Origin of the sequence: Bacillus chungangensis, from assembly GCF_030812995.1 — a bacterium.
GTDB classification, from domain to species: Bacteria; Bacillota; Bacilli; order Bacillales; family Bacillaceae_C; genus Bacillus_CF; species Bacillus_CF chungangensis.
The window spans coordinates 1-20,892 of sequence record NZ_JAUSTT010000023.1; the positions used below are offsets into that span (position 1 = coordinate 1).

Consider the following 20,892-nt stretch of genomic DNA (forward strand, 5'->3'; position numbering starts at 1 on the left):
CAGACAATTTTTTGGCTTGATTAAGTCTGTAACCATACTATGCAAGTAGTCAATTATGTTCTGAATGTGACTACCAAAATAAAGAAGTAAAAAACTTAAATCTTCGTGAGTGGACTTGTCCAAAATGTAATAGCCATCCGATAGAGACGTAAATGCAAGTAAAAATTTGCTGAAACTCGCTATGTAGTTGGTATTTTTCTTTAGGGGTAGGGACTACCCTTATAGCTTGGTAAATATAGATAGCTAACAAAAGTATCTAGTTCCCAAGAAGCTCCCACTTCAATTAGACCGCAAGGTCGAAAAGTGGTGAGTAGTTCACGCTTCTCGGCTTTTTTTAAAGAAAAAGTGCCAAAAGGAAAATCTTTTATTTTTCTTTATTTTTTCCTCTTGAATTGTTCGCAAGCTAACGAGCAGTGCTTGATCTCGCAAAGCTTCGTCTTGATCTTCAATTTTTTCTCGCAGCCAGCTTTGATGCTTTTCTATTTGCGTAGCTAAATCATTGGTAATATCAATAAGTTGTGCTTGTTTCGATTCTAACTGTTCGATACGATGATAGAATTCCTCTATTGAGTGATTTTTTCCTATTACAGAGGGAGTTAAATTGTTTTGAAGATGCTTCGCTACAACTTGTTTCACTGCATGATTAAGCGATAACTGTTCTTTTGAAATAGCTGAGATGATTTCTTTGACGACGAGCAAATCTTTCTCATAAAAAACCCTTGCATTATTTTCCCCACGCTCAAAGTAATAGCCTTGTTCTTCGAGTGTATGCGCATATCTCCGAATCGTACTCCCGCCAATACCTAGTTTTTTTGCAGCCTCTGAACTAAAATAGACTTGTGCCACGTACCATCCCTCCTTGCTATTAATACATACTTCCACTCTATGCGAAGTTTATCCTTTCTCTAATTTTGTTGATTAGTAAGAAGTTTTGTCAATTACTGAAATAACGAAAAACAAATCAATTTCAGTTGCTAAAAATGAATGTTACCTTTAACCTATTTTAAGATTGGGAATATTGTAATTATTTATAATTTGTATATAATCTAAATAGGGGCTAAAAAAATTCTGAGAAAAAAACAAGTTCCAAGATTATTTTCAATCATTTCAAAAAAGAAAGAGAGGAGATTAAAGATGAAAGAACGTTTACTTTTTTTATGTATTGTTAAACATTCAAATGTTTTAAAGAATCGAGAATGGAATGATCCTATTTGGCCTCCTTTAGAGATCGTAGAAAAGTGTGGTGACTAGTTTTGAAATACGGTGAGATACTAAAGTTTTGTAGAGTTAAAAAAGGATTCACCCAGTTAGAAGTTTCAGAAGGAATTTGTTCTGTTACCCATTTAAGTAAAATTGAAAATGGATATAAAGAAGTGAACATAGAAACGCTTGACCTTCTTTTCAAAAAATTAGACTTAACAATTGGTTCTGTACAAGAAAAATATCAATTCCTTTCTCATATACTAGAATCCTTTAACAAAGAAATATGCAATTGTAACTTTAGTAAAGCTCAAAAATATTTCAATAAATTAAATAAAATGGAAGAAGACTATCTTTCTTATGGATTAATATCTGATTACTATTTGTTACTATTCAAATATTGTCTCTATACTGAAAATACCCAACAAGCAGGAAAATATTATGCGATTTTAAGAAAATCTTTTTGTTCATTAAACAACAGTGAAGCAGAAAAATTTATTTTTTTAGAAGGAATTATGCTGCTGAAATCCAATCAGTTGCAAATGGCAAAGAAGCAATTGATTAAATGTTTCCATTTTACTACCATAGATAAGGCTGATTTTTATTATTACTACGCGATAGCAAATGGGAAGTCTGAATATTATGGCAATGCGATGGAATCTGCAATAAGAGCATTAGAAATTTATAAGCAATCGCAAAACTATATAAGAATATTACACGCTAATCTATTGCTCGGAATTATTTTGATGCAGTTAGAGTCATTGGGGAAGGCACAAAAATATTTTGAAGAAGTGCTATATAAATCAGATTTAGTAGGAGCTCCTCATTTAAAAGCAGCAGCATTTCACAATCTTGGGATCGTGATGAGAAAATTAAATAAAATAGAAAAAGCAAAGTTTTATTTGAAAAAAAGCCTCAAATACAATAAAAGTATAGGCGATAAAAAGAATTGTTTAAACAATTTAATGGAACTAATGCATATTCAATCTTCGCATAAAAACCAACATGAAGCCTCTAAAATCATTGAAGAAGTTCTACGACTTTCCAAACAGCTCTTAGATAAAGATCAATTCATTAAAGCAAAAATAGAATCATATAAAATAAATAAGGAAAATAATAAATTAGAGAAATATTTACTTCGTTTTGCAATACCATATTTTGAAAAACAAAATTCAAAAAAGAGTATCATTTTTTGTTATAAAATATTACTTAATTTACCAAATAGTAAAATGGAAGATAAAACATACAAAATGTTGACACAGAAATTACTTCGTTTTATATAAACAACGTTTTATATTTTATCCTACATCTAACTGGCGAGTCAAGCCCCCCACCTCGGGGAGCAAGAGGAATCAGAAGCGCTAGGTGGGGATAACTGAAAGTCAAATGTCCGATTGGTTCGGGCCGACAGGATAAGGAAAGCTTCTTGAATTAGCATCGCACGAAGAAAAAGTGCTCTCCTTTTTCGAGGATGTCGGTCACAAAGGCGTTGCAACAGGACGTTGCGATCCTAGCCTTTGTTCTAATTCTTATCAGAGGGGGATAAGAGAAAACCCTCTCTGATGGAAGTTTCACTTTATCGAGCACTGTTCTGCAAACAGTGTTCTTTTTTCTTTGAAAGCATCAGGCAACAATGAATAAAGTCTTGTTGTCCAAAAAAATGAAGAAAAATCGGAATTTTCCCAATACAAGACGATGAACATTTGTATTAATTTATTTATAAGAGATTAAAAGTTAGGAGTTAATACAGATGAAAACAGAAACTCTTAAGAAAATGCATTTAATAGGAACAATAGATTTAGCAGAAAAAATTCAAATTGTTGAAAAGGAGGGGATAAAACTTATTGTATCAGGACCTGCGAGCTTGCCAATAGAAATAAAAGAAAAGACCTATATGTTTCAATGGTATACATGGTTTAAATTACCTTACCATTTAAGACATTTAAAGAAAGAAGAATTTTTGAGAAATGTAAAGATTCTCGATTCATCTATACAGTACTCCTCTCTTTTTATTTTCGGGGACTTTGCTCATTCACCATCAGCAGTTATACGGTTTCATAGTATATGTCATACAGGAGACATCTTTCATAGTCAAAAATGCGACTGTGGTTATCAATTAAACAGATCACTTGAAAAAGTGATTGACTATTCATGCGGTGCTCTATTTTATTTAGCAAATCAGGAAGGAAGGGGCATTGGCCTATTTTATAAAAATTTGGCCTATATACTTCAGGAAAAAGGGTTCGATACAGTCGAGGCCAACCATCAGTTAGGATTTAATGATGATAGTAGAACTTACGAAGAGGCTATTCTCTTATTAAAACATTTCAGAGACAAACCTGTAGACATCATGACGAATAACCCTAGTAAAATTGATTCTTTAATGAATAGCGGCATTAAAATTAAAAATACAATTCCAATATGGAGCAACAGCAACGAATATAACGAAAATTATCTTAAAACAAAACGATTAAAAAATGGACATATCAAATAGGAGTGATCTTTGTGATTAAAACGATAACGTCGGAGGAAGTGTTAAAAAAACATAGGGGCCCTATTACGAGTGTTGTATTGGTACCAACGATTAATGCCATTATTTCATCTGGATATGATGGTGCTGTTGGCTGTTTCAATCTCTCGTCTAAGGAATTCTCATTATTAGGTTATCATGATCATCTTGTAAATAGGGTTGTATCTAATAAGGATGGTACGCTAATAGCTTCAGCCTCATCTGATTACAGTATTAAGATTTGGGATGTGTTTGCAAAAAAGTGCATTTATACGTTAAAAGGCCATATTGATGATGTGGAGGATTTTACATTTCTAGATAATTTTATGGGAGTAAGCACTTCGCGAGATAAGCAAATCATCTTTTGGGATTTAGAATCTGGAACGATTAGTAAAAAGATTTATGGTCATGAGAAAGATGTTCTTTCTGTTGATTATTATGACGAGAAGATATACACAACTGGTGATGATAAAACACTTAGAGTTTGGGATATCCATACAGGCGAATTACTTTACATGTGGGGGCCATTTGATGTAGAGACAGATACTTGTGCCGTAGACATTCATCATAATAGAGTCGTATTAGGTTGTGATGATGGTATTATTCGTATCTTTTCTTTAAGCAGTGGAAAACCATTGAAAGAAATAAAAGCACATCTTTCTGGTATTAAGAAAGTAAGTGTTTCAATCAATGGAGACATCTTGTCCGCAGCTTATGATCAAAGATTACTCATTTGGGATGCAAAAGACTACTCATTAAAGCTAGAGTTGGAAAACATCAATACTAAGTGGGAACGGTCTTTAACTTGGTCGCCTTCAGGAGAACAAATCATTGCGGGAACATTTGATGGCACTGTTTGTATATGGGAAGCCGAAACAGGAAAAATGGAAGATGAAATTGGAAAAGAAAATAATGATGGCAATGCATGTTTTAATGATATTAGCGTTTTTGAGCGAAATTTTGCGGTAGTAAGTGATGATGGTTATATCAGAACTGGGTGTATAGATGAAAATATTTTTATAGACAAAATTGAACCATCCTCTGGAAGATATTTAATGAATGCAGTTCATTTTCATAAAGATAAGATATATGCAGGTGCACATAACCAAAAGCTGCACACCTTTCTTTTAAAAAAACCTTGCTCAAATGGCTGTCAAAATCCAGATTGTACCATCATTAAAAAAGAAACTCTAATTGGCGAAGGCCCAATTAATACGATAAAGGCATCTCAATTTGAAACAGTTAGCGTTTTTATAGGATGCTATAGTGGAGCAATTGTCAAAACAGATGAAACAGGAAACAAGAAGAATAAATTTGTTCTGCACGATGGAGCGGTGAAAGCCATTTCTCTTCATCCTCACGAACCTTTTGGCATAAGCTGTTCTGCAGGTGGGGAATTGATTTCATGGGATTACAGTGGAAATAAATATATAAGTTATGCTGGACATAATGCCATTATTAATGACATTGATTTTGACCCAACTGGTGAAATGATTGCGAGTGTTTCCAGAGACTTTTCATTAAAAATCTTCCAATTCCGTACTGGCGAGCTCCTTCATACAATTGAACTCGGCGCTAAGTCTCTAAAGTCCGTATTATTTTTAGATCAAAATACGGTAATTGTAGGCGACTATTGGGGCAATATCATAAAAGTAAACATTGCGAAAAAAACAGCTTCTACTCAAAAAATTGCAACAAACGGCATTAGTAGTTTAGCACGAACAGAAAATGATATTTTTGCAGCTTCTTATGATGGAAGTGTTTATCAGCTGGATCGTGAAAATCTGCATGTATTAAAAAAACGCACAGCGATGATCCAACGAGGAATCTAGCAATGGAAGTAATGAATCCAGAAGACATTTTTTACATGAGACAAGCTATTTGCTTGGCAAAAATAGCGGGTGGTCAAACAAGCCCTAATCCAATGGTAGGTGCGGTAATAGTAAAGAATGGAGAAATAGTTGGAATTGGAACACATTTAAAAGCTGGTGAAAATCATGCAGAAATTCATGCTCTTCATATGGCTGGAAAAAAAGCAATAGGAGCGACTTTATATGTAACTTTGGAGCCTTGTTCCCATTCTGGCAAAACCCCTCCTTGTGTGGATGCTATCATTCAGGCTGGAATTGCACGAGTCGTCATTGCAATGGAGGATCCTAATCCTTTAGTGTCAGGAAAAGGAATATCAACATTAATGAATCATTATATATCAGTATCAGTTGGGGTTTTAGAGGAGCAAGCAAAACAACTCAATGAATGCTATTGTTTTAGTATGAAAACGAAAAAACCTTTTGTCTGTTTGAAAACATCAAGTACATTAGATGGGAAAATTACCGATTATAGGAAAGGTTTTTGTCGTATTACATCTGATCACGTAAAAAAAGAAGTGCATGAATTAAGAAGGAAGTATGATGCGATTTTAGTAGGAATCAATACTATTATCCATGATGACCCTTTGTTGACTGTGAGAGAAATTCCAACTTACACTCAACCGATTAAAGTAATCCTTGATTCAAATTTAAAGATTCCTATCGAGAGTAAAGTCTTTCAGAATGAAGAAGGCAAAACAATCATATTTACAACGGATCATGCTTCTCCTGTCAAAGAACAAGCACTAAAGAAAAAAGGTGCGAAAGTATTCCGCACGGGCAAAGTAATGAACTTGCACAAAGTAATGAAGATACTTTACAGCCTTGGTGTGATATCAGTTCTTGTAGAGGGAGGAGGAAATGTGAACTTTTCTTTCTTAAAAGAGAATTTGGTCAATAAAGTGATCATCTATAAAAAGTTAAATCTCATTGGCGGAAAGAATGCGATTACTTTAATTGATGGAGAAGGACTTAAAATAGAAGATGCTGTCCAGTTGATAAATCCCTCTTGTGAAAAAATTTCCGTCGATGAAATAAAAATAAGTGGATATATTGACAGAAAAGATGGGATTTTCCCAATTGAAAAGTTGGAAAAGATAAATGAAAATGAAGATGTTAGTGTAGGAGCTAACAATGAAAAATAGAAAGGAGGGATATAAATGAAACGTAATAATTTTAAAAAACCAATCCGTTCTATCGTTGTAGCAGAAAAATAATAATAGACTAAAGTAAATTAGCTATTATTATTTTTCAAAATCGGAAATGAAGTTGGTAGAGCGTGTTGCTCTACCTCTTATATTATTGAGAATGCAGCAATGGGAGCATTTACAGACAGCGAACGCTTTTCTAAATGTTTGGTAAAAAGAGGAGGATGTTTAAAGGTGAAAATATCAGATAGGTTAACAAAATTACTGTATATTAAAGAATTAGATGCGCTTCTATCGGCAGACATAAAAGGAAAAATTCATCTGTTTGATAGAGATTTAAATTTAATCTGCTCTTCTCCATCTACACATTACACAAACATGATTAATGCGATTACATATGATGATAACTATGTTTTTACAAAAGACATTAAAGGAACAATTGGCAAATGGGATCTATTAACTTTAAAGCCTCTTGATTTTCATGATCCTTATTCCCTTAGAGATAACGAGTTATTACAATCAATGGAAGAAGAACCTTCTCCAAGCTTATCAAGAGGCATCGGTGCATATAATGGCAAGGTTTTCACAAATAATGGATATGGGCAGTTTGTTGTACTAGATCAAGAAACATTTGAGGTAATGAACATTTTACCGAAATTTAATGAAAATTCCTTTGTAGATTGTGTTAATACGGAAAACGAAAAAATTCAGGCTATATCAGAGACATGTGGAATGCTTCATTTAGGAGATTTAGAACGACTACATTTTGATAAAAAGATTTCCATAGATAGCGGCAACGTGCATATTATTCGCTATGATAAAAGACATGATAGATTTATCGCAACTCAAGATTACGGTCTTGATGAAGATCGAAATGTTCAAAACGGAATTGTAACATTAGATTTTGATAGTTTAGAGAAACATGAATATCCGTTTACTACTGATGATGTTGAATTTTTAGAGTTTAACGAGGACTACAGCAAGGTTTATACAGGCGGGTTTGATGCATGTCTCTATGTTTTTGATAATACAGAGAGAGAACTAAAATTAACAGATGTTATTGGTCCATTCAATCATCAAATTGTCATGGCCGTATATGTAGAAGGAAACATCTATCTTTTAATGCAAAGCGGAGAGTTTATTAAAACAGATGAAAAGGGAAACCTTATCACTCAGGCGGATTTTCAATACAAGTGTGTATGGGCGCTGGAACATCATCCGAAAAATAATGCCATCGTTTACAGTGCTTCTGGTTACGATGTTGATGTCATAGAATATAGTGCTGCTGCTTATAATAGTATTAAAATGAAAAAAATTGCACATCATTCACATAGCTTTGGCATTTTATTTAGAATTTGTCCATTAAACGATGGCTCCTATCTAGCGCTGTCAAGAAGCAATACAGTGTTTAAAGCGGATCCTGAAGGACATATTATTTGGTATCGAAGATTTGAAGATTTGCCGAAAAATGTGTATGTAAATGATAGCTTTGATAAAGCAATGGTTGGATTAGACAACGGCATGGTATATGAAATAAACATGGATAAAGGGGAGGTATTACAGAGATTAAGCTTTAAATCTCCCGTTTATATTACAGGCTATACAAAGGATGATAAAAAAATTGTTGGTACGAAACAAGGAGATATTACTGTTTATGACCAACAGTTTAACATAATAAATAGTTTCAATTTAGATGGTTATCCGAAAAGATTTTTGGGGATAAATGACAAGCACTATATTGTTGGATCTTTTGGTTTTGTAGAAGTTGATCTGGAAGATGGAAAGCCGCTGAAGACATTTATTGAATTGTTATGGAATACAAAAGAGAATGGGATTGTTTTAGGAGACAATGCATTTGTTATCAGCTATGGAAAACAGATCGGTGCCTATCATGTTGATTCTGTTGAAATGGTTGATTTAGTTGAACCTTTATACGATTATCCTAAAGGTTTAGCAGGAAAAGTGGATGAAGAAGGAAACCAATTATTGCTTGTGGGAGGCAATGGCGGTTTTATAAATGCGTATCGTATTATTGATGGTTCTCCGATAAAAGTAAGGGAATTTTATATTTAAGGAGAAAAAGGTATGGATCATTTCAATTTCATTCACATTCCTGAAGGATACGTATTTGTTGGAAGTACAATGAATCAAATAGAAAGGGCATACAATGATTGGAAAGATCGACTTTTAAAAGACGAATATAAGGCACATTTTAAAGATTGGTTAATGAAAGAATATCCGATGCATCAAGTGTTCGTACCAGAATTTCAGATTAGTGAAACCTTAGTTACAAATGATGTATACGAACAATATTGCAATGAAGTGAATGATAAAAAGCCAGAAAGTTTGAAAAATAAAGAATTAGGGGGCGGACCAAATCATCCAGTTTGGGGAGTGTCAATGGAAGAAGCCATTGCCTTCACCAAATGGTTAAGTAATAAACTGCAAAAAAAAGTGAGTATTCCTACAGAAGCACAATGGGAATATGCAGCGAGAGGAAATACAAAAAGAGAATATCCTTGGGGAGAAGGCTTTTCTCATTTAAAATGTAATTCAATCGAATCTAAAATAAATACTACCACTCCTGTAAAAAAATATGAATCAGGAAGATCCTACTTTGGTTTATACGATATGGCTGGGAATGTGGAAGAGTGGGTTCTATCAACATACCAGCCTTATCCAAATGGTGAATTTATAAAAGATGACCTAATAGAGGCTTTGGGAGAGGACTATTTTGTCCTAAAGGGCGGATCATTCGCCAGAGGAGGAGATTTGTGCAGGATTTCTAGAAGACATGGGAGGCATCCTGACGATGTGTTTAGGTTTACTGGATTTAGATTGGTATTGAATTATTAGAATCGGAGTTGAACCTAATCATGAATGTACGCAAGAAGCTCTTTTTATTGTTTTCTGCAAATATCATCTCCTCTGTTGGTTCAGGGATAACTAGCTTCGCAGTTCCATGGTTGATCATAAACATGGATAATGGCGAACAGCTTTATGGTTATTTATTTTTAGGTGTGACGATTTTTGTCTTTTTTTTAACCCCTTATTTAGGGGTGCTTATTGATCGATATTCTAGGAAAAATATCTTATTGCTTTGTGAATCCATTGGGGCTTTAACATTTGCGTCTGTACTTGGGTTTTATTTTACGACAGGTGAGATATCATTTCCTATGCTAATTATATTGACAATCGTAAGTTCTTTATATATTGCTGTGCAAATCCCTGCTTTACTGGCGTTTACACAAGAAATTTTTGAACAGAAAGATTATAACAAAGTGAATAGTGCGATGGAAGTTCAAAGTCAATCTGCAACATTTATTAGTGCTGGATTGGTGGCGTTATTAATCGGAAAAATAGATATATGGATAATCTTTGTATTAGATATCGGTTCCTTTATGATTGCTTTTTTTATCTTGTTGTTTGTCCCTTATAAACATTCATTTAAAAAAGAATCTACTGCAATGAAACAAGACAGACAATTTATAAAAGATATCATGTTGACGCTATCATTCATGAAAAAAAACGTAGCACTCATGTTATTTTTATTATGTACGCTAGTTCCATCGATTATGGTGCTTGTTGGAAATTATGTAAATCCAGTATTTGTTTATAAAGATTTAGGAAGCAAACCTGATGTTCAGGGATATTCCAGTGTTATTTATGCTATTAGTGCCATGTTAGGGGGAGTAGTTGCTTCCTTTTTATCAACAAAATTTGGAAACTATGTCTCTGTATTTATTACTTATACAATTTATTTAATTGGACTAATCGGAATCTTTGTTTTTCCATTTTTAGCTCCATTTTTAATATTAAGAACCTTTGCGGGAATAGGAAATGCTGGTTCAAGGGTTTTAAGGAAAAATATTATGATGGACTTAATTCCAAATCATATTATTGGCAGGGTAAATAGTTTTATGACTTCATTAAGTTTGTTAACGCAGTCACTATTAGTAGGATTTTTTAGTTTATCCATTGGAAAAACAGGTGCAAGAATGTCATTCGTATTTATGTCAGTAATCATGGTTGTTGCACTATTCATTATGTTCCTTTCGAGAATGAAGATGAGTACACCGAAAAAGCAGGATGGATTACCAACATCAAAAAATGAACATATAAAATCAATATAGGAGAAGTTTAATGAACAAAAGTGATTTAATGGGGAAAAGAGTACACCATCATAAAGTAATAAACAAAGTTTAATGAAAAAGAAATCGATATCACTTAGCCAATCACTAGAGCCTTTCGCTCAACTTGATTGGCCTTTTCATCATTCCTCCAATTCTCCTTCATGTAAAAACATTTTCCGAAATCTCATATATACTAAAAGAAAGTAGGGCAAAACGGAGGGGAAACATGACGAAAACAAAATTTACAACGATCATTTTAGCAGGTGGGAAATCAAGTAGAATGGGAGAAAACAAAGCTTTGTTGACGATTGGTGGGGTGAGGGTCATTGATCGATTAGTTAATACATTTTCTCCGATATCAGAAGAAGTCATTATGATTGTCAATCAACCGGAAAACTATCCATCCCTTCACGGTGTGAAAAAGCTAGTTGATAAGGAGACTTTTAAAGGCGACGGGCCGCTTGCAGGCATTTATACAGGATTATTAGCTGCAAAAACGGACTATTGCTTTGTCGTTGCTTGCGACATGCCATTTGCTTCTGGTGTATTAAGTCAATGGTTGATTGAAGAATGTGAATGGGGAGATAAGGATGCTGCTATTCCTCGCCATAACGGGAGAATCCATCCTTTATTCGGCGCCTATCATACTCGTATTTCCCAGCACATATGTAATAATCTAACCGCTGGTGAAAGGAAAATGGAAACGTTAATCAATAGCATTCATACGAGGATAGTAGAGACTTCGGATTCCCCTGCACATTTTCAAGCAAACTGGGATAACGTATTATGGAATATGAATACAAGATCAGACTTTGAAAGGGCGCAGCAATTGGCAAACAATAAAACACAGGGCATTTAAAATAAAGTTTCTCATCCCCCACTGATAAGAAGTAGAACAAAGGCTAAGATCGCAGGCGTCCTCGAAAAGGAAACCGCTTTTCTTCGTGTGATATATCGATGCTGAAGCTTTCCTTATTCTGTCGGCCCGAATCAATCGGACATTTGACTTTCAGTTATCCCCCACCTAGCGCTTCTGATTTCTCTTACTCCCCGAGGTGAGGGTCTTAACTTGCCGGTTAGATGTTGGATAAATAGTTATGATTTTGAAAACGCTTCTTTTGTTGTAGACACAATATAAAACTGATACAGTTAAATGATGAAGATGAAAGAAAAATAATACAATGAAAATGGAAGTTTCTTTCGTAAAAAGAGGTGACACAATGGAGAGATATGAGATCACAGATCAGCCGCTTCGCATCGAATCAGTTATTGAAAAAGTGATGCAGCGCGAAGCAGGGGCCATTACAACCTTTATCGGTACAGTGAGAGAATTGACGAACGGCAGGAAAACACTATATTTAGAGTATGAAGCGTATATACCGATGGCGGTAAAACAGCTTGCTCAAATTGGCGATGAAATCGAGAAACGCTGGCCAGGTGCAAAGGTTGCCATTTCCCATCGTATTGGGAGGCTAGAAATAAGCGATCTTGCCGTAGTGATTGCTGTTTCTACTCCTCATCGCCCCGCTGCCTATGAAGCAAATCGTTATGCAATTGAACAAATCAAGAAATTAGTCCCAATTTGGAAGAAAGAACATTGGGAAGATGGCGAAGCATGGATTGGCAATCAATTAGGAACCGAAGAATATAAGGATGGAAAACCAAAGGGGGAGGGAGAGGCTTGATCAAGGTAAAGTTGTTCGCACATCTGAGAGAACAGATTGGCCAAGAATGTTTGGAGATTGACGCTGCAGGAAAATCAGTCGCTGAACTAAAAGCAATCATACAGGAGAATGAGAAAATGCCTGATATTGCGAATGTCATGGTTGCGATTAATGAAGCGTTTGTAAATGATGATCAACAGATTCAAGATGGTGATATTGTAGCTTTCATTCCACCTGTCAGTGGTGGTTGATCTATTAATCTTTTAGATAAGTGCAAAGCTAGACGAGAAAAAGAAGGTGAAAGATGATGATGGATCGCTATTCACGACAAACTTTATTTACGCCGATCGGTTCATCCGGCCAAAACAAACTTCAAACAAAACATGTTCTGATTGTTGGAGTAGGTGCACTTGGTACGAGCACAGCGGAAATGTTAACACGTGCTGGAGTCGGTACATTAACACTTGTTGATCGTGATTACGTAGAAGCTAGCAACTTGCAAAGGCAGCATCTTTTTTCGGAGGCTGATGTCGAGGGACAATGGCCGAAAGCAGCAGCAGCTGAAAAAAGATTGCATGAAATCAACAGTGCGGTCGAAATCAATAGTATTGTTGGCGAAGCAGATGTTACCTTACTTGAACAGCTTGCTCCGCAAGTCGATTTAATTTTAGATGGGACGGACAATTTTGAAACAAGATTTTTAATCAATGATATCTCACAAAAATTTCAAGTTCCGTGGATTTTAGGGTCATGTGTTGGCAGCTTTGGAATGAGCTTTACGATCATTCCTGAGAAAACTCCTTGTCTGCAATGTTTAGTAAAGAACATGCCGATGAAAGGACAAACATGTGATACGGTCGGCGTCATTTCACCAACAGTGCAAATGGTCACTGCTTATCAAACTGCAGAAGCATTAAAAATTCTTACTGAGAATTGGCAAGACGTAAGAGAAACTTGTGTGACGTTTGATTTGTGGCAAAATCAGTATTTAGCGTTGAAAGCAGGCGCAATAAAAAATGATGCATGCTTATCATGCGGTCATGAGCGAACGTATCCTTTTTTGACGCCAGATGCACAATTAAAAACAGCGATTCTTTGCGGTCGAAATACTGTTCAAATTCGGCCATCTGAGACAAATAGCATTTCTTTACGTGAACTTGTCCTCCAATGGAAAACAGCTGGCTATAAGGTTGCTGGCAATCCTTATTTGATTTCAGTGTGGAAAGATAACATGCGAATGGTTTTATTTCACGATGGCCGGGCGCTTGTTCATGGCACAAATGATCCATTGCAAGCAAAAAAGATCTATCATTCTTTTATTGGATAAATCGGTGCGGTTAAAAGACGCTAAACGTTTTTTACAGCACCTTTTTTCATTCAAATACGATTGGAAGTTTCAAATAACTTAGAAGCTCACAGCAAATCTCTTACGATATAATGCAATATTTGGTAGAATGCAAGAGAAAGTACATGGGAGGACGATCTTAAAATATAGAAGATAATCATATATCACATGTATAACTGCACGCAGCTTTCTGTCTGGGAGATTTGATTTTGCTTGCTTACTATATTTTTTAAACATAACATACAGGGAGGGACCTACGTGGCTACAAAAATATTAACAAACGATTGGGCTTCGCTGCTGGAAGATGAGCTCAAGCAAGATTATTATTTATCCTTAAGAGAATTTTTGAAAAGAGAGTATCGATCAAACATCGTTTATCCAGATATGTATGATATTTATAATGCACTGCATCTCACCCCTTATCAAGAAGTAAAAGTCGTCATTCTTGGCCAAGATCCTTATCATGGCCCAAATCAAGCGCACGGGCTAAGCTTTTCTGTGAAACCTGAAGTAGCAATTCCACCGTCATTAAGAAATATTTATAAAGAATTGCACGATGATCTAGGATGTAAAATACCGAATAATGGTTACTTGGTTGAGTGGGCGAAACAAGGAGTACTGATGCTCAATACGGTGTTAACGGTAAGAAATGGACAGGCGCACTCTCATCGAGGAAAAGGGTGGGAGCAATTTACTGATAAAATAATTACGTTGCTAAGTGAACGGAATGAACCAATTGTCTTTATTCTTTGGGGCAGGCCTGCACAAAGCAAAATCGCGCTTATTGATACGAGTAAGCATTATATTGTTCGTTCGCCGCACCCTAGTCCATTAGCTGCGAGCCGCGGATTTTTTGGAAGCAGGCCATTTTCGAAAACAAATGCTTATTTACAAGCAAGTGGATATGAGCCGATTAATTGGCAAATTTCTGATCGCTAACATATTTGTTCCCTCTCTTCTTCTTGGAGAGGGAACAGAATACGTTATAGTTTCATTGCCTCTGGCAGCATAAAACAGCTCCGAAGGATATTTTGATTAAAATAGTTTGTTTGTAAATCATCTTGTATCTGTATGTGTTCAGTTGTTATTGGAGTCGTTTTGGTTCCGATTGTAAAGCTCCAGAACCCGCCTGGATATGTCGGAACAGTTGCTTGATATACAGCTGCGTGTGTAAACAAGTCTTTTATTTTTTCATAGATTCCTTTAACAAGCTCCTGTTGGAATAATGGGGATTGACTTTGGCATACCATGATTCCGTCATCCTTTAAAGCATATTTGATCTGCTCATAAAAACCGTACTCAAACAGTTGGATTGCAGGGCCTACTGGATCAGAAGAATCGATGATAATAACATCGTACTCATTTCTCTTTTCTGCAATAAATTGGACACCGTCTCGATAATGAAATTGAACGCGCTCGTCTGCCAAATTTCCTGAAACGGATGGCAAATGCTCTTTGCATGCTTGAACAACCATCTCATCAATTTCGACCATGTCGACAGCAGTGACGTGCTTATATTTGACTGCTTCACGAGCAGCACCACAATCTCCACCGCCTATAATAAGCACTTTTTTTGCATGTTGATGGAGTGACAATGGGACATGAGTAATCATTTCATTATATATATGACCTTCTCGATCTGTTGACTGTACGACACCATCTAAAACAAGCATACGGCCAAAATCATATGAATCAACAATCATAATATGTTGAATGGAAGATTCCTTAGAGAAAATAATTTTTTTAAGTCGATAGCTTACTTGCATATTTCCTCGATCATTTTCTGTTAACCATAACTCGCCGTTGACCTCTTGAATCCATTCAGGGTATTGTTTCATCTAATCACCTTACTTTCCCATGATGTAAAAGTGGATAAATTCCAACTTTTTAGGGACTTCTGCGTTATTTATTCAGAAAAAGCAGAAGTCTATGATAAAATAAAGCACATATGCCTTACATTGTAACAAAAAAAATCATATAAATGGGGAATAAAGTGAAGAATGGTAAAAAGACTGGAGTGATCAATAATGGAGGTTTCTTATCAGTCGCTGCTGGAAAAAATGACTTATGAATGTAGTAAAGCGCGGCAAGCGGAGCAACTAAGTGAAGTGAGGGAACACGTTTACTCACTGAAAGTACTATGTGAGCTGCTATTAGATAGGAATCATTCGCATTATCGGCAAGAAGGGGAGAGTACGCTCCCAATGCCCTCTAACCAACAATCGCTATTAGCGATTGATCAAGGGAAAAAATTAATAACAGATGATGATGCAAACGGGGATTCTATTTTAGACTTTTGATTGTCCTATTTTTTTCATGTTCAAAAAAGGGGGTGTATCTGCTACGTTGAAGGAGACAGCTAGCATCGTCGCTTCAGTAGCAGTGTTGCAAAATGAAATTATTTATTATATTAGGAGCAATTCATGCTTTTTTGGCCGTGGCACTTGGTGCCTTTGGAGCACACGGTCTAAAAGAAACACTAGGGCCAAAATATTTGGCTACATGGGAAACAGGTGTTACTTATCAAATGTTTCATGCATTAGGTCTCATCGCAATAGGCATATTGGCAGGTAATATTCAAGCTAGCTCGTACCTTGCTTGGTCTGGATGGCTTATGTTTTTTGGCATTGTTCTTTTTTCGGGGAGTTTGTATGTATTAAGCGTCACAAGAATCGGAGTTCTTGGTGCAATTACACCTTTTGGCGGCGTCTCATTTTTGGCTGCTTGGATTTTGCTGATCATAGCTGTTTGGAAACTATAATCTAGCTTCTATAGATGCTGCTATTTATTGCAATTTATCGTGAATCATAGAAAGCTATCAGCCTAATCCAGCATTTTATCCCACATCTAACTGGCAAGTCAAGACCCCCACCTCTGGGAGTAAGAGGTGGGGGATAGCTGCCATTAAATGCGATTGGTCGAGCTGTCAGGAAAAGGAAAGCTTCTTGAATCAATAAAAGCGGTTTCCTTTTTTGAGGACGCTCGCGATCTTAGTCTTTTTTTCTACTCCTTATCAGTGAAAGAGGAGAGAAAACCCCCACTGATAGAAGTTTACTTTATCTAGGAGTATAGCCGGCTAGTGGCGGCCTCGCGCCTAATGGATATTCATACTCAATCGGTTCTTTGAACTTAATATAATCTACATAGATCATCGGAATCACGTATCGTTCTCCGGTTTGCGGATCACTTAAGACAACATGATCGCGCCCAGCAGCTTCTATGATCCCTTCAAAAATCTTTGCATTCCATTCAGGATTATGTTCAAAAGTGGCATAAATGGAGACTAGTTTGCCTTTATTTAATCGTAAAATATTTTCAATATAAGATTCCTCTAAAGGCAACATACCTGGAATGGCTGGGCTAGGTGTAGGTGCTGCTGCTGGTGCAGTTAAAGCGGGCGGAGCTTGCTGCTGGCCATAAGCTTGTGGGTAGTACATATAAGGCTGTCCTCCCATCATTTGATAACCAATAAATTGATTTGCATTTGATTGTGACATCAGACGTTACCTCCTTTAATAAGTTCAAAAGAAAGCTAGGTGCTAGAAGACGCTAGGGCAATCTGCTTGCGTAGGCTGGAAAAAGCAGTGAGCTTTGAAACGGCCAGCATTTGGCTGGTTATACCATTGTGCTGGGCAGGCCCCTGCAGGCCGAAAGAACCATAGAGCAAAAGAAGCTGGGTGATAGCGATTCCCTCTTACTACTTTTCTAGCTAATTCGATATCCCTATCGCGAGCACGTTGATAAAAATACCCCTTCTGGGTAGCTTCGAATCCCCCTGGACGTTGAAACACCATTTTTTGTAATGAAGTAATATTTTTAAAGTCTAAACATTCTCCACGAACCCGATTGACACCAACATTCCCTACCATCAGCATACCGAGATTTCCTTCTCCCTCGGCTTCTGCTCGCATAAGCCGAGCTAACAGTCTTAATTCTGCGTCCGTATGCGCAATAACAGCCATCTCTTCACCTCACTTAAGTAAATCTTGAGAAATTAGAAAGTGGATTCTGCCTCATCATAGAAATTCTAAGCTTTTGAAGCAGGAAGCTTACCCCTTAAAAATAAACTTGCTGCATGCTTCGTTAACATATAAGAAAAATAACTCCATTCTGTTCATTAAAAGGTGACAAATTTAGAAGTGTATTTTATCACTTATCATGTTATTTGTATGAATACATCATGAAAGATATGTATGAAAGAAAATAGATTTATCCCACATCTAACTGGCAGTAAGACCTCCACCTCAAGAGTAAGAGGAATCAGAAGCGCTAGGTGGGGGATAACTGAAAGTCAATTGTCCGATTGGTTCGGGCCGACAGGATAAGGAAAGCTTCTTGAATTAGCATCGCACGAAGAAAAAGTGCTCTCCTTTTTCGAGGATGTCGGTCACAAAGGCGTTGCAACAGGACAAGGAGAGCTTCGGCAGAGACACATCGCACGAAGAAAAAGCGGTTTTCTTTTTCGAGGACGTTGCGATCTTAGCCTTTGTTCTACTTCTTATGAGTGGGGGATGAAAGAAAACCCCCACTCATGGAAGTTTCACTTTATAAGTAGCGAGGTAATGATCGCACATTCTTTTTAGTTTTATGGTTGACAAGTGTTCGGGGAATCGTTATTATATAGTTGAAAATGATTATCATTATTATTTAATCGGTATTTCAAAATCACGATGAGTGTAGAATGAAGATTTCCAAATTGCATACTCTTTTTCTTGAATATATATATAAAATTACCCCCCTCTTCTAAGAAAGCTAGCGAAATGAATCGCTAGCTTTCTTGCATATAAAAGAACCCCCATTTTAAAAAATGGGGGAGGTAGTTCTCCAAACGAAGACACTTTTTTATCCCACATCTAACTGGCAGTAAGACCCCCACCTCAAGAGTAAGAGGGATCGAAGAAGTCTAGGTGGGGGATAACTGAAAGTCAAATGTCCGATTGGTTCAACTAACCATCAGTGGGGGATGAAAGAAAACCCCCACTGATGGAAGTTTCACTTTATTTTTTTAGCCATTAACATGCAAAAAATTGGCGACTTTTTCAGGAGGGAGGATCGTGCCGACAAAGAAAGAACCAAATTCGCCATAACGAGCACTTACTTCATCAAAGCGCATTTCATAGACGAGTTTCTTAAATTGAAGTACGTCGTTAGAGAAAAGAGTAACTCCCCACTCATAGTCATCAAAGCCTACAGAACCAGTGATAATTTGTTTCACTTTACCAGCATAGCTCCTGCCGATCATTCCATGGCTGCGCATTAACTCACGGCGCTCGTCCATTGAAAGCATGTACCAATTATCGTTTCCTTCACGGCGCTTGTCCATTGGATAAAAACAAATATATTGGTTAGATGGGAGCTCTGGATATAAGCGTGAGCGGACATAAGGATTTTGATAAGGATCTTCATTCGATTCTCCTGCTAAGTAGTTGCTCAATTCTACAACTGAAACGTAGGAATATGCAGGGATTGTATATTCGGCTAGTTTCAGTTTGTTAAATTCTGTTTCAAGCTCGTTTAATTCATCCATTGTTGGACGTAATAGCATAAGAATAAAATCTGCTTTTTGACCAATAATTGTATAAAGAGCATGACTGCCTTCTGATTTTCCAAGTTTCTCAAGAAAATGCAGAAATTCATGGATTGCAGCTTGGCGTTCGTCGCTGGAAAGCGTTTTCCAAGCAGCCCAATCCATTGCACGCAAATCATGTAAGGAATACCATCCATCTAAAGTTTGTGCAGCTTCATTCATCGATATCACTCCTGATCTAATATCATTGCAACATTACTATATCATAGTTTTCTCATATAGGTTCTCTTTCGCGCTCAAATGTTAAAAATGTGACAGCCTTATCATAAAATATCATCATTTTTGACGTGTTTGACTGGATAATCCCCGCAAAAACATTTATCCTTTAATAAGGAGTTGTTCATCTTTTCACAAGTTTTGTATAAAAAGTGAGTTGCTTCTAAACCTTTGGAAAACAAAATCAAGGAGGCTTTTTTGACAATGAGTGATTTATTTCACAATTTAAAACAAAACATCAAGGGCAAGCAAATCAAAATTGTTTTCCCCGAAGGAGAGGACAAACGTATTCTTCTCGCAGCAGATCGGCTAAGAAGTGAAGAACTAATCACTCCCATTTTACTAGGCAATCAAGATGAAATTGCTAAAAGTGCAAAAGAACTCAATGTTTCTCTAGCTGATATGGATGTCATTGATCCAGCAAAGGATAGCAGATTTGATAAGATGGTAAATGCGTTTGTTGAAAGAAGAAAAGGCAAAGCTACGGAAGAACAAGCACGTCAAATCCTTTTAGATACGAATTATTTTGGTACAATGCTTGTCTATCTTGAAGACGCAGCAGGACTTGTTAGCGGTGCTGCTCACTCAACTGCTGACACAGTGCGCCCAGCTTTGCAAATTATTAAAACAAAACCTGGAATATCAAAAACGTCTGGAGCTTTTATTATGGTGAGAGACGATGAAAAATATGTGTTTGCTGATTGTGCGATCAATATTGCACCTGAAAGTCAAGATCTTGCAGAAATTGCAATTGAAAGTGCAAAAACAGCAAAAATGTTTGGAGTAGATCCGCGTGTAGCAATGCTAAGCTTTTCTACAAAAGGTTCTGCTGTATCACCGGAAACGGAGAAAGTGGCTGAAGCAGTAAAACTAGCTAAAGAACAAGCGCCTGATCTTGTACTGGATGGTGAATTTCAATTCGATGCTGCATTCGTTCCTGATGTCGCAAAGAAAAAAGCTCCTGATTCTGTATTGCAAGGTGATGCGAATGTTTTTGTATTTCCAAGCTTGGAAGCGGGCAACATTGGTTATAAAATAGCACAAAGACTTGGAAATTTTGAAGCTGTCGGGCCAATTCTTCAAGGCTTGAATAAGCCAGTGAATGACCTTTCCCGCGGTTGCAGCGAAGAAGACGTGTACAAGCTAGCGTTAATTACTGCTGCACAATCACTCATCTAATCACTATCATTGAAGTCTCCATTTGTGGTCAAGCTATTCACGA

The 20,892-nt window shown here is 36.5% G+C and carries 20 protein-coding genes and 1 pseudogene; 16 read left to right on the top strand and 5 right to left on the bottom strand.

Translation table 11 applies throughout. The features are described from left to right. Nucleotides 1-38: 38 nt before the first annotated feature. Nucleotides 39-187: pseudogene (locus tag J2S08_RS16665) on the top strand (zinc ribbon domain-containing protein); the annotation flags it as partial. A gap of 128 nt (nt 188-315) precedes the next feature. Here J2S08_RS16665 and J2S08_RS16670 read toward each other — a convergent pair. Next, nucleotides 316-846: a hypothetical protein gene (locus J2S08_RS16670; protein WP_307231510.1), complete on the bottom strand. Its 531-nt coding sequence runs from the start codon at nt 844-846 to the stop codon at nt 316-318. 407 nt (nt 847-1,253) lie between these two features. Here J2S08_RS16670 and J2S08_RS16675 point away from each other — a divergent pair, with 407 nt between their 5' ends. From J2S08_RS16675 to J2S08_RS16730, 12 genes are all read left to right on the top strand, one after another. Further along, entirely contained in the window at nt 1,254-2,483 is a 1,230-nt protein-coding gene (locus tag J2S08_RS16675) for a helix-turn-helix domain-containing protein (protein WP_307231512.1), read from the top strand. A gap of 467 nt (nt 2,484-2,950) precedes the next feature. Next, nucleotides 2,951-3,694, top strand: coding sequence for a GTP cyclohydrolase II (locus J2S08_RS16680; RefSeq protein WP_307231513.1), 744 nt, complete (start codon nt 2,951-2,953; stop codon nt 3,692-3,694). Between the two features lie 11 nt (nt 3,695-3,705). Beyond that, entirely contained in the window at nt 3,706-5,541 is a 1,836-nt protein-coding gene (locus J2S08_RS16685) for a WD40 repeat domain-containing protein (RefSeq protein ID WP_307231516.1), read from the top strand. A gap of 2 nt (nt 5,542-5,543) precedes the next feature. Next, nucleotides 5,544-6,722, top strand: a complete 1,179-nt coding sequence (ribD, locus tag J2S08_RS16690; protein ID WP_307231518.1) for a bifunctional diaminohydroxyphosphoribosylaminopyrimidine deaminase/5-amino-6-(5-phosphoribosylamino)uracil reductase RibD — start codon at nt 5,544-5,546, stop codon at nt 6,720-6,722. Nucleotides 6,723-6,959: 237 nt separating this feature from the next. Beyond that, a complete protein-coding gene (locus J2S08_RS16695; protein ID WP_307231519.1) occupies nt 6,960-8,798 on the top strand; it encodes a hypothetical protein in 1,839 nt (612 codons plus the stop codon). A 12-nt stretch (nt 8,799-8,810) separates the two neighbouring features. Next, nucleotides 8,811-9,581 carry a formylglycine-generating enzyme family protein gene (locus tag J2S08_RS16700; RefSeq protein ID WP_307231522.1) on the top strand — a complete coding sequence of 257 codons (771 nt, stop codon included), beginning with the start codon at nt 8,811-8,813 and terminating at the stop codon, nt 9,579-9,581. 20 nt (nt 9,582-9,601) lie between these two features. Further along, nucleotides 9,602-10,858, top strand: coding sequence for an MFS transporter (locus tag J2S08_RS16705; RefSeq protein WP_307231524.1), 1,257 nt, complete (start codon nt 9,602-9,604; stop codon nt 10,856-10,858). 226 nt (nt 10,859-11,084) lie between these two features. Continuing rightward, nucleotides 11,085-11,717: a molybdenum cofactor guanylyltransferase gene (gene mobA / locus J2S08_RS16710; protein WP_307231526.1), complete on the top strand. Its 633-nt coding sequence runs from the start codon at nt 11,085-11,087 to the stop codon at nt 11,715-11,717. Nucleotides 11,718-12,078: 361 nt separating this feature from the next. Further along, nucleotides 12,079-12,543, top strand: coding sequence for a molybdenum cofactor biosynthesis protein MoaE (locus tag J2S08_RS16715; protein WP_307231528.1), 465 nt, complete (start codon nt 12,079-12,081; stop codon nt 12,541-12,543). Then, a complete protein-coding gene (moaD, locus tag J2S08_RS16720) occupies nt 12,540-12,773 on the top strand; it encodes a molybdopterin converting factor subunit 1 (protein WP_307231530.1) in 234 nt (77 codons plus the stop codon). The genes J2S08_RS16715 and moaD overlap by 4 nt, the downstream gene beginning before the upstream one ends. 56 nt (nt 12,774-12,829) lie before the next feature. Continuing rightward, nucleotides 12,830-13,849 (top strand): ThiF family adenylyltransferase, encoded by a 1,020-nt coding sequence (locus J2S08_RS16725; protein WP_307231656.1) that lies wholly within the window; start codon nt 12,830-12,832, stop codon nt 13,847-13,849. Nucleotides 13,850-14,125: 276 nt separating this feature from the next. Beyond that, nucleotides 14,126-14,806 (top strand): uracil-DNA glycosylase, encoded by a 681-nt coding sequence (locus J2S08_RS16730; RefSeq protein ID WP_307231532.1) that lies wholly within the window; start codon nt 14,126-14,128, stop codon nt 14,804-14,806. A 44-nt stretch (nt 14,807-14,850) separates the two neighbouring features. Here J2S08_RS16730 and speE read toward each other — a convergent pair whose 3' ends face one another. Continuing rightward, entirely contained in the window at nt 14,851-15,705 is an 855-nt protein-coding gene (gene speE / locus J2S08_RS16735; RefSeq protein ID WP_307231534.1) for a polyamine aminopropyltransferase, read from the bottom strand. 189 nt (nt 15,706-15,894) lie between these two features. On the opposite strand from speE, the gene J2S08_RS16740 reads away from it, so the two are divergent. Further along, complete coding sequence (locus J2S08_RS16740) at nt 15,895-16,167, top strand: YwdI family protein (RefSeq protein ID WP_307231535.1); 273 nt, start codon at nt 15,895-15,897, stop codon at nt 16,165-16,167. Between the two features lie 92 nt (nt 16,168-16,259). Continuing rightward, the gene (locus J2S08_RS16745) at nt 16,260-16,628 is read left to right on the top strand and encodes a DUF423 domain-containing protein (RefSeq protein ID WP_307231537.1); all 369 of its coding nucleotides are present in this window, start codon (nt 16,260-16,262) and stop codon (nt 16,626-16,628) included. A gap of 295 nt (nt 16,629-16,923) precedes the next feature. On the opposite strand, the gene gerQ is transcribed toward J2S08_RS16745, so the two are convergent. The 3 genes from gerQ to hemQ form a co-directional block, all read right to left on the bottom strand. After that, the gene (gerQ, locus tag J2S08_RS16750) at nt 16,924-17,364 is read right to left on the bottom strand and encodes a spore coat protein GerQ (RefSeq protein WP_307231539.1); all 441 of its coding nucleotides are present in this window, start codon (nt 17,362-17,364) and stop codon (nt 16,924-16,926) included. A gap of 42 nt (nt 17,365-17,406) precedes the next feature. Next, nucleotides 17,407-17,829: a cell wall hydrolase gene (locus tag J2S08_RS16755; protein ID WP_307231541.1), complete on the bottom strand. Its 423-nt coding sequence runs from the start codon at nt 17,827-17,829 to the stop codon at nt 17,407-17,409. Nucleotides 17,830-18,872: 1,043 nt separating this feature from the next. Then, nucleotides 18,873-19,616, bottom strand: coding sequence for a hydrogen peroxide-dependent heme synthase (gene hemQ, locus J2S08_RS16760; RefSeq protein ID WP_307231543.1), 744 nt, complete (start codon nt 19,614-19,616; stop codon nt 18,873-18,875). A gap of 258 nt (nt 19,617-19,874) precedes the next feature. On the opposite strand from hemQ, the gene pta reads away from it, so the two are divergent. Then, complete coding sequence (gene pta / locus J2S08_RS16765; protein ID WP_307231545.1) at nt 19,875-20,849, top strand: phosphate acetyltransferase; 975 nt, start codon at nt 19,875-19,877, stop codon at nt 20,847-20,849. Nucleotides 20,850-20,892: the final 43 nt, after the last annotated feature.

Coding starts and splice junctions, on each gene's coding strand:
- J2S08_RS16740 (WP_307231535.1), top strand. CDS start 15,895: ATGGAGGTTTCTTATCAGTCGCTGCTGGAAAAAATGACTTATGAATGT.
- J2S08_RS16725 (WP_307231656.1), top strand. CDS start 12,830: ATGATGGATCGCTATTCACGACAAACTTTATTTACGCCGATCGGTTCA.
- pta (WP_307231545.1), top strand. CDS start 19,875: ATGAGTGATTTATTTCACAATTTAAAACAAAACATCAAGGGCAAGCAA.
- mobA (WP_307231526.1), top strand. CDS start 11,085: ATGACGAAAACAAAATTTACAACGATCATTTTAGCAGGTGGGAAATCA.
- J2S08_RS16700 (WP_307231522.1), top strand. CDS start 8,811: ATGGATCATTTCAATTTCATTCACATTCCTGAAGGATACGTATTTGTT.
- J2S08_RS16715 (WP_307231528.1), top strand. CDS start 12,079: ATGGAGAGATATGAGATCACAGATCAGCCGCTTCGCATCGAATCAGTT.
- J2S08_RS16705 (WP_307231524.1), top strand. CDS start 9,602: ATGAATGTACGCAAGAAGCTCTTTTTATTGTTTTCTGCAAATATCATC.
- hemQ (WP_307231543.1), bottom strand. CDS start 19,616: ATGAATGAAGCTGCACAAACTTTAGATGGATGGTATTCCTTACATGAT.
- ribD (WP_307231518.1), top strand. CDS start 5,544: ATGGAAGTAATGAATCCAGAAGACATTTTTTACATGAGACAAGCTATT.
- J2S08_RS16680 (WP_307231513.1), top strand. CDS start 2,951: ATGAAAACAGAAACTCTTAAGAAAATGCATTTAATAGGAACAATAGAT.
- J2S08_RS16755 (WP_307231541.1), bottom strand. CDS start 17,829: ATGGCTGTTATTGCGCATACGGACGCAGAATTAAGACTGTTAGCTCGG.
- speE (WP_307231534.1), bottom strand. CDS start 15,705: ATGAAACAATACCCTGAATGGATTCAAGAGGTCAACGGCGAGTTATGG.
- J2S08_RS16745 (WP_307231537.1), top strand. CDS start 16,260: ATGAAATTATTTATTATATTAGGAGCAATTCATGCTTTTTTGGCCGTG.
- gerQ (WP_307231539.1), bottom strand. CDS start 17,364: ATGTCACAATCAAATGCAAATCAATTTATTGGTTATCAAATGATGGGA.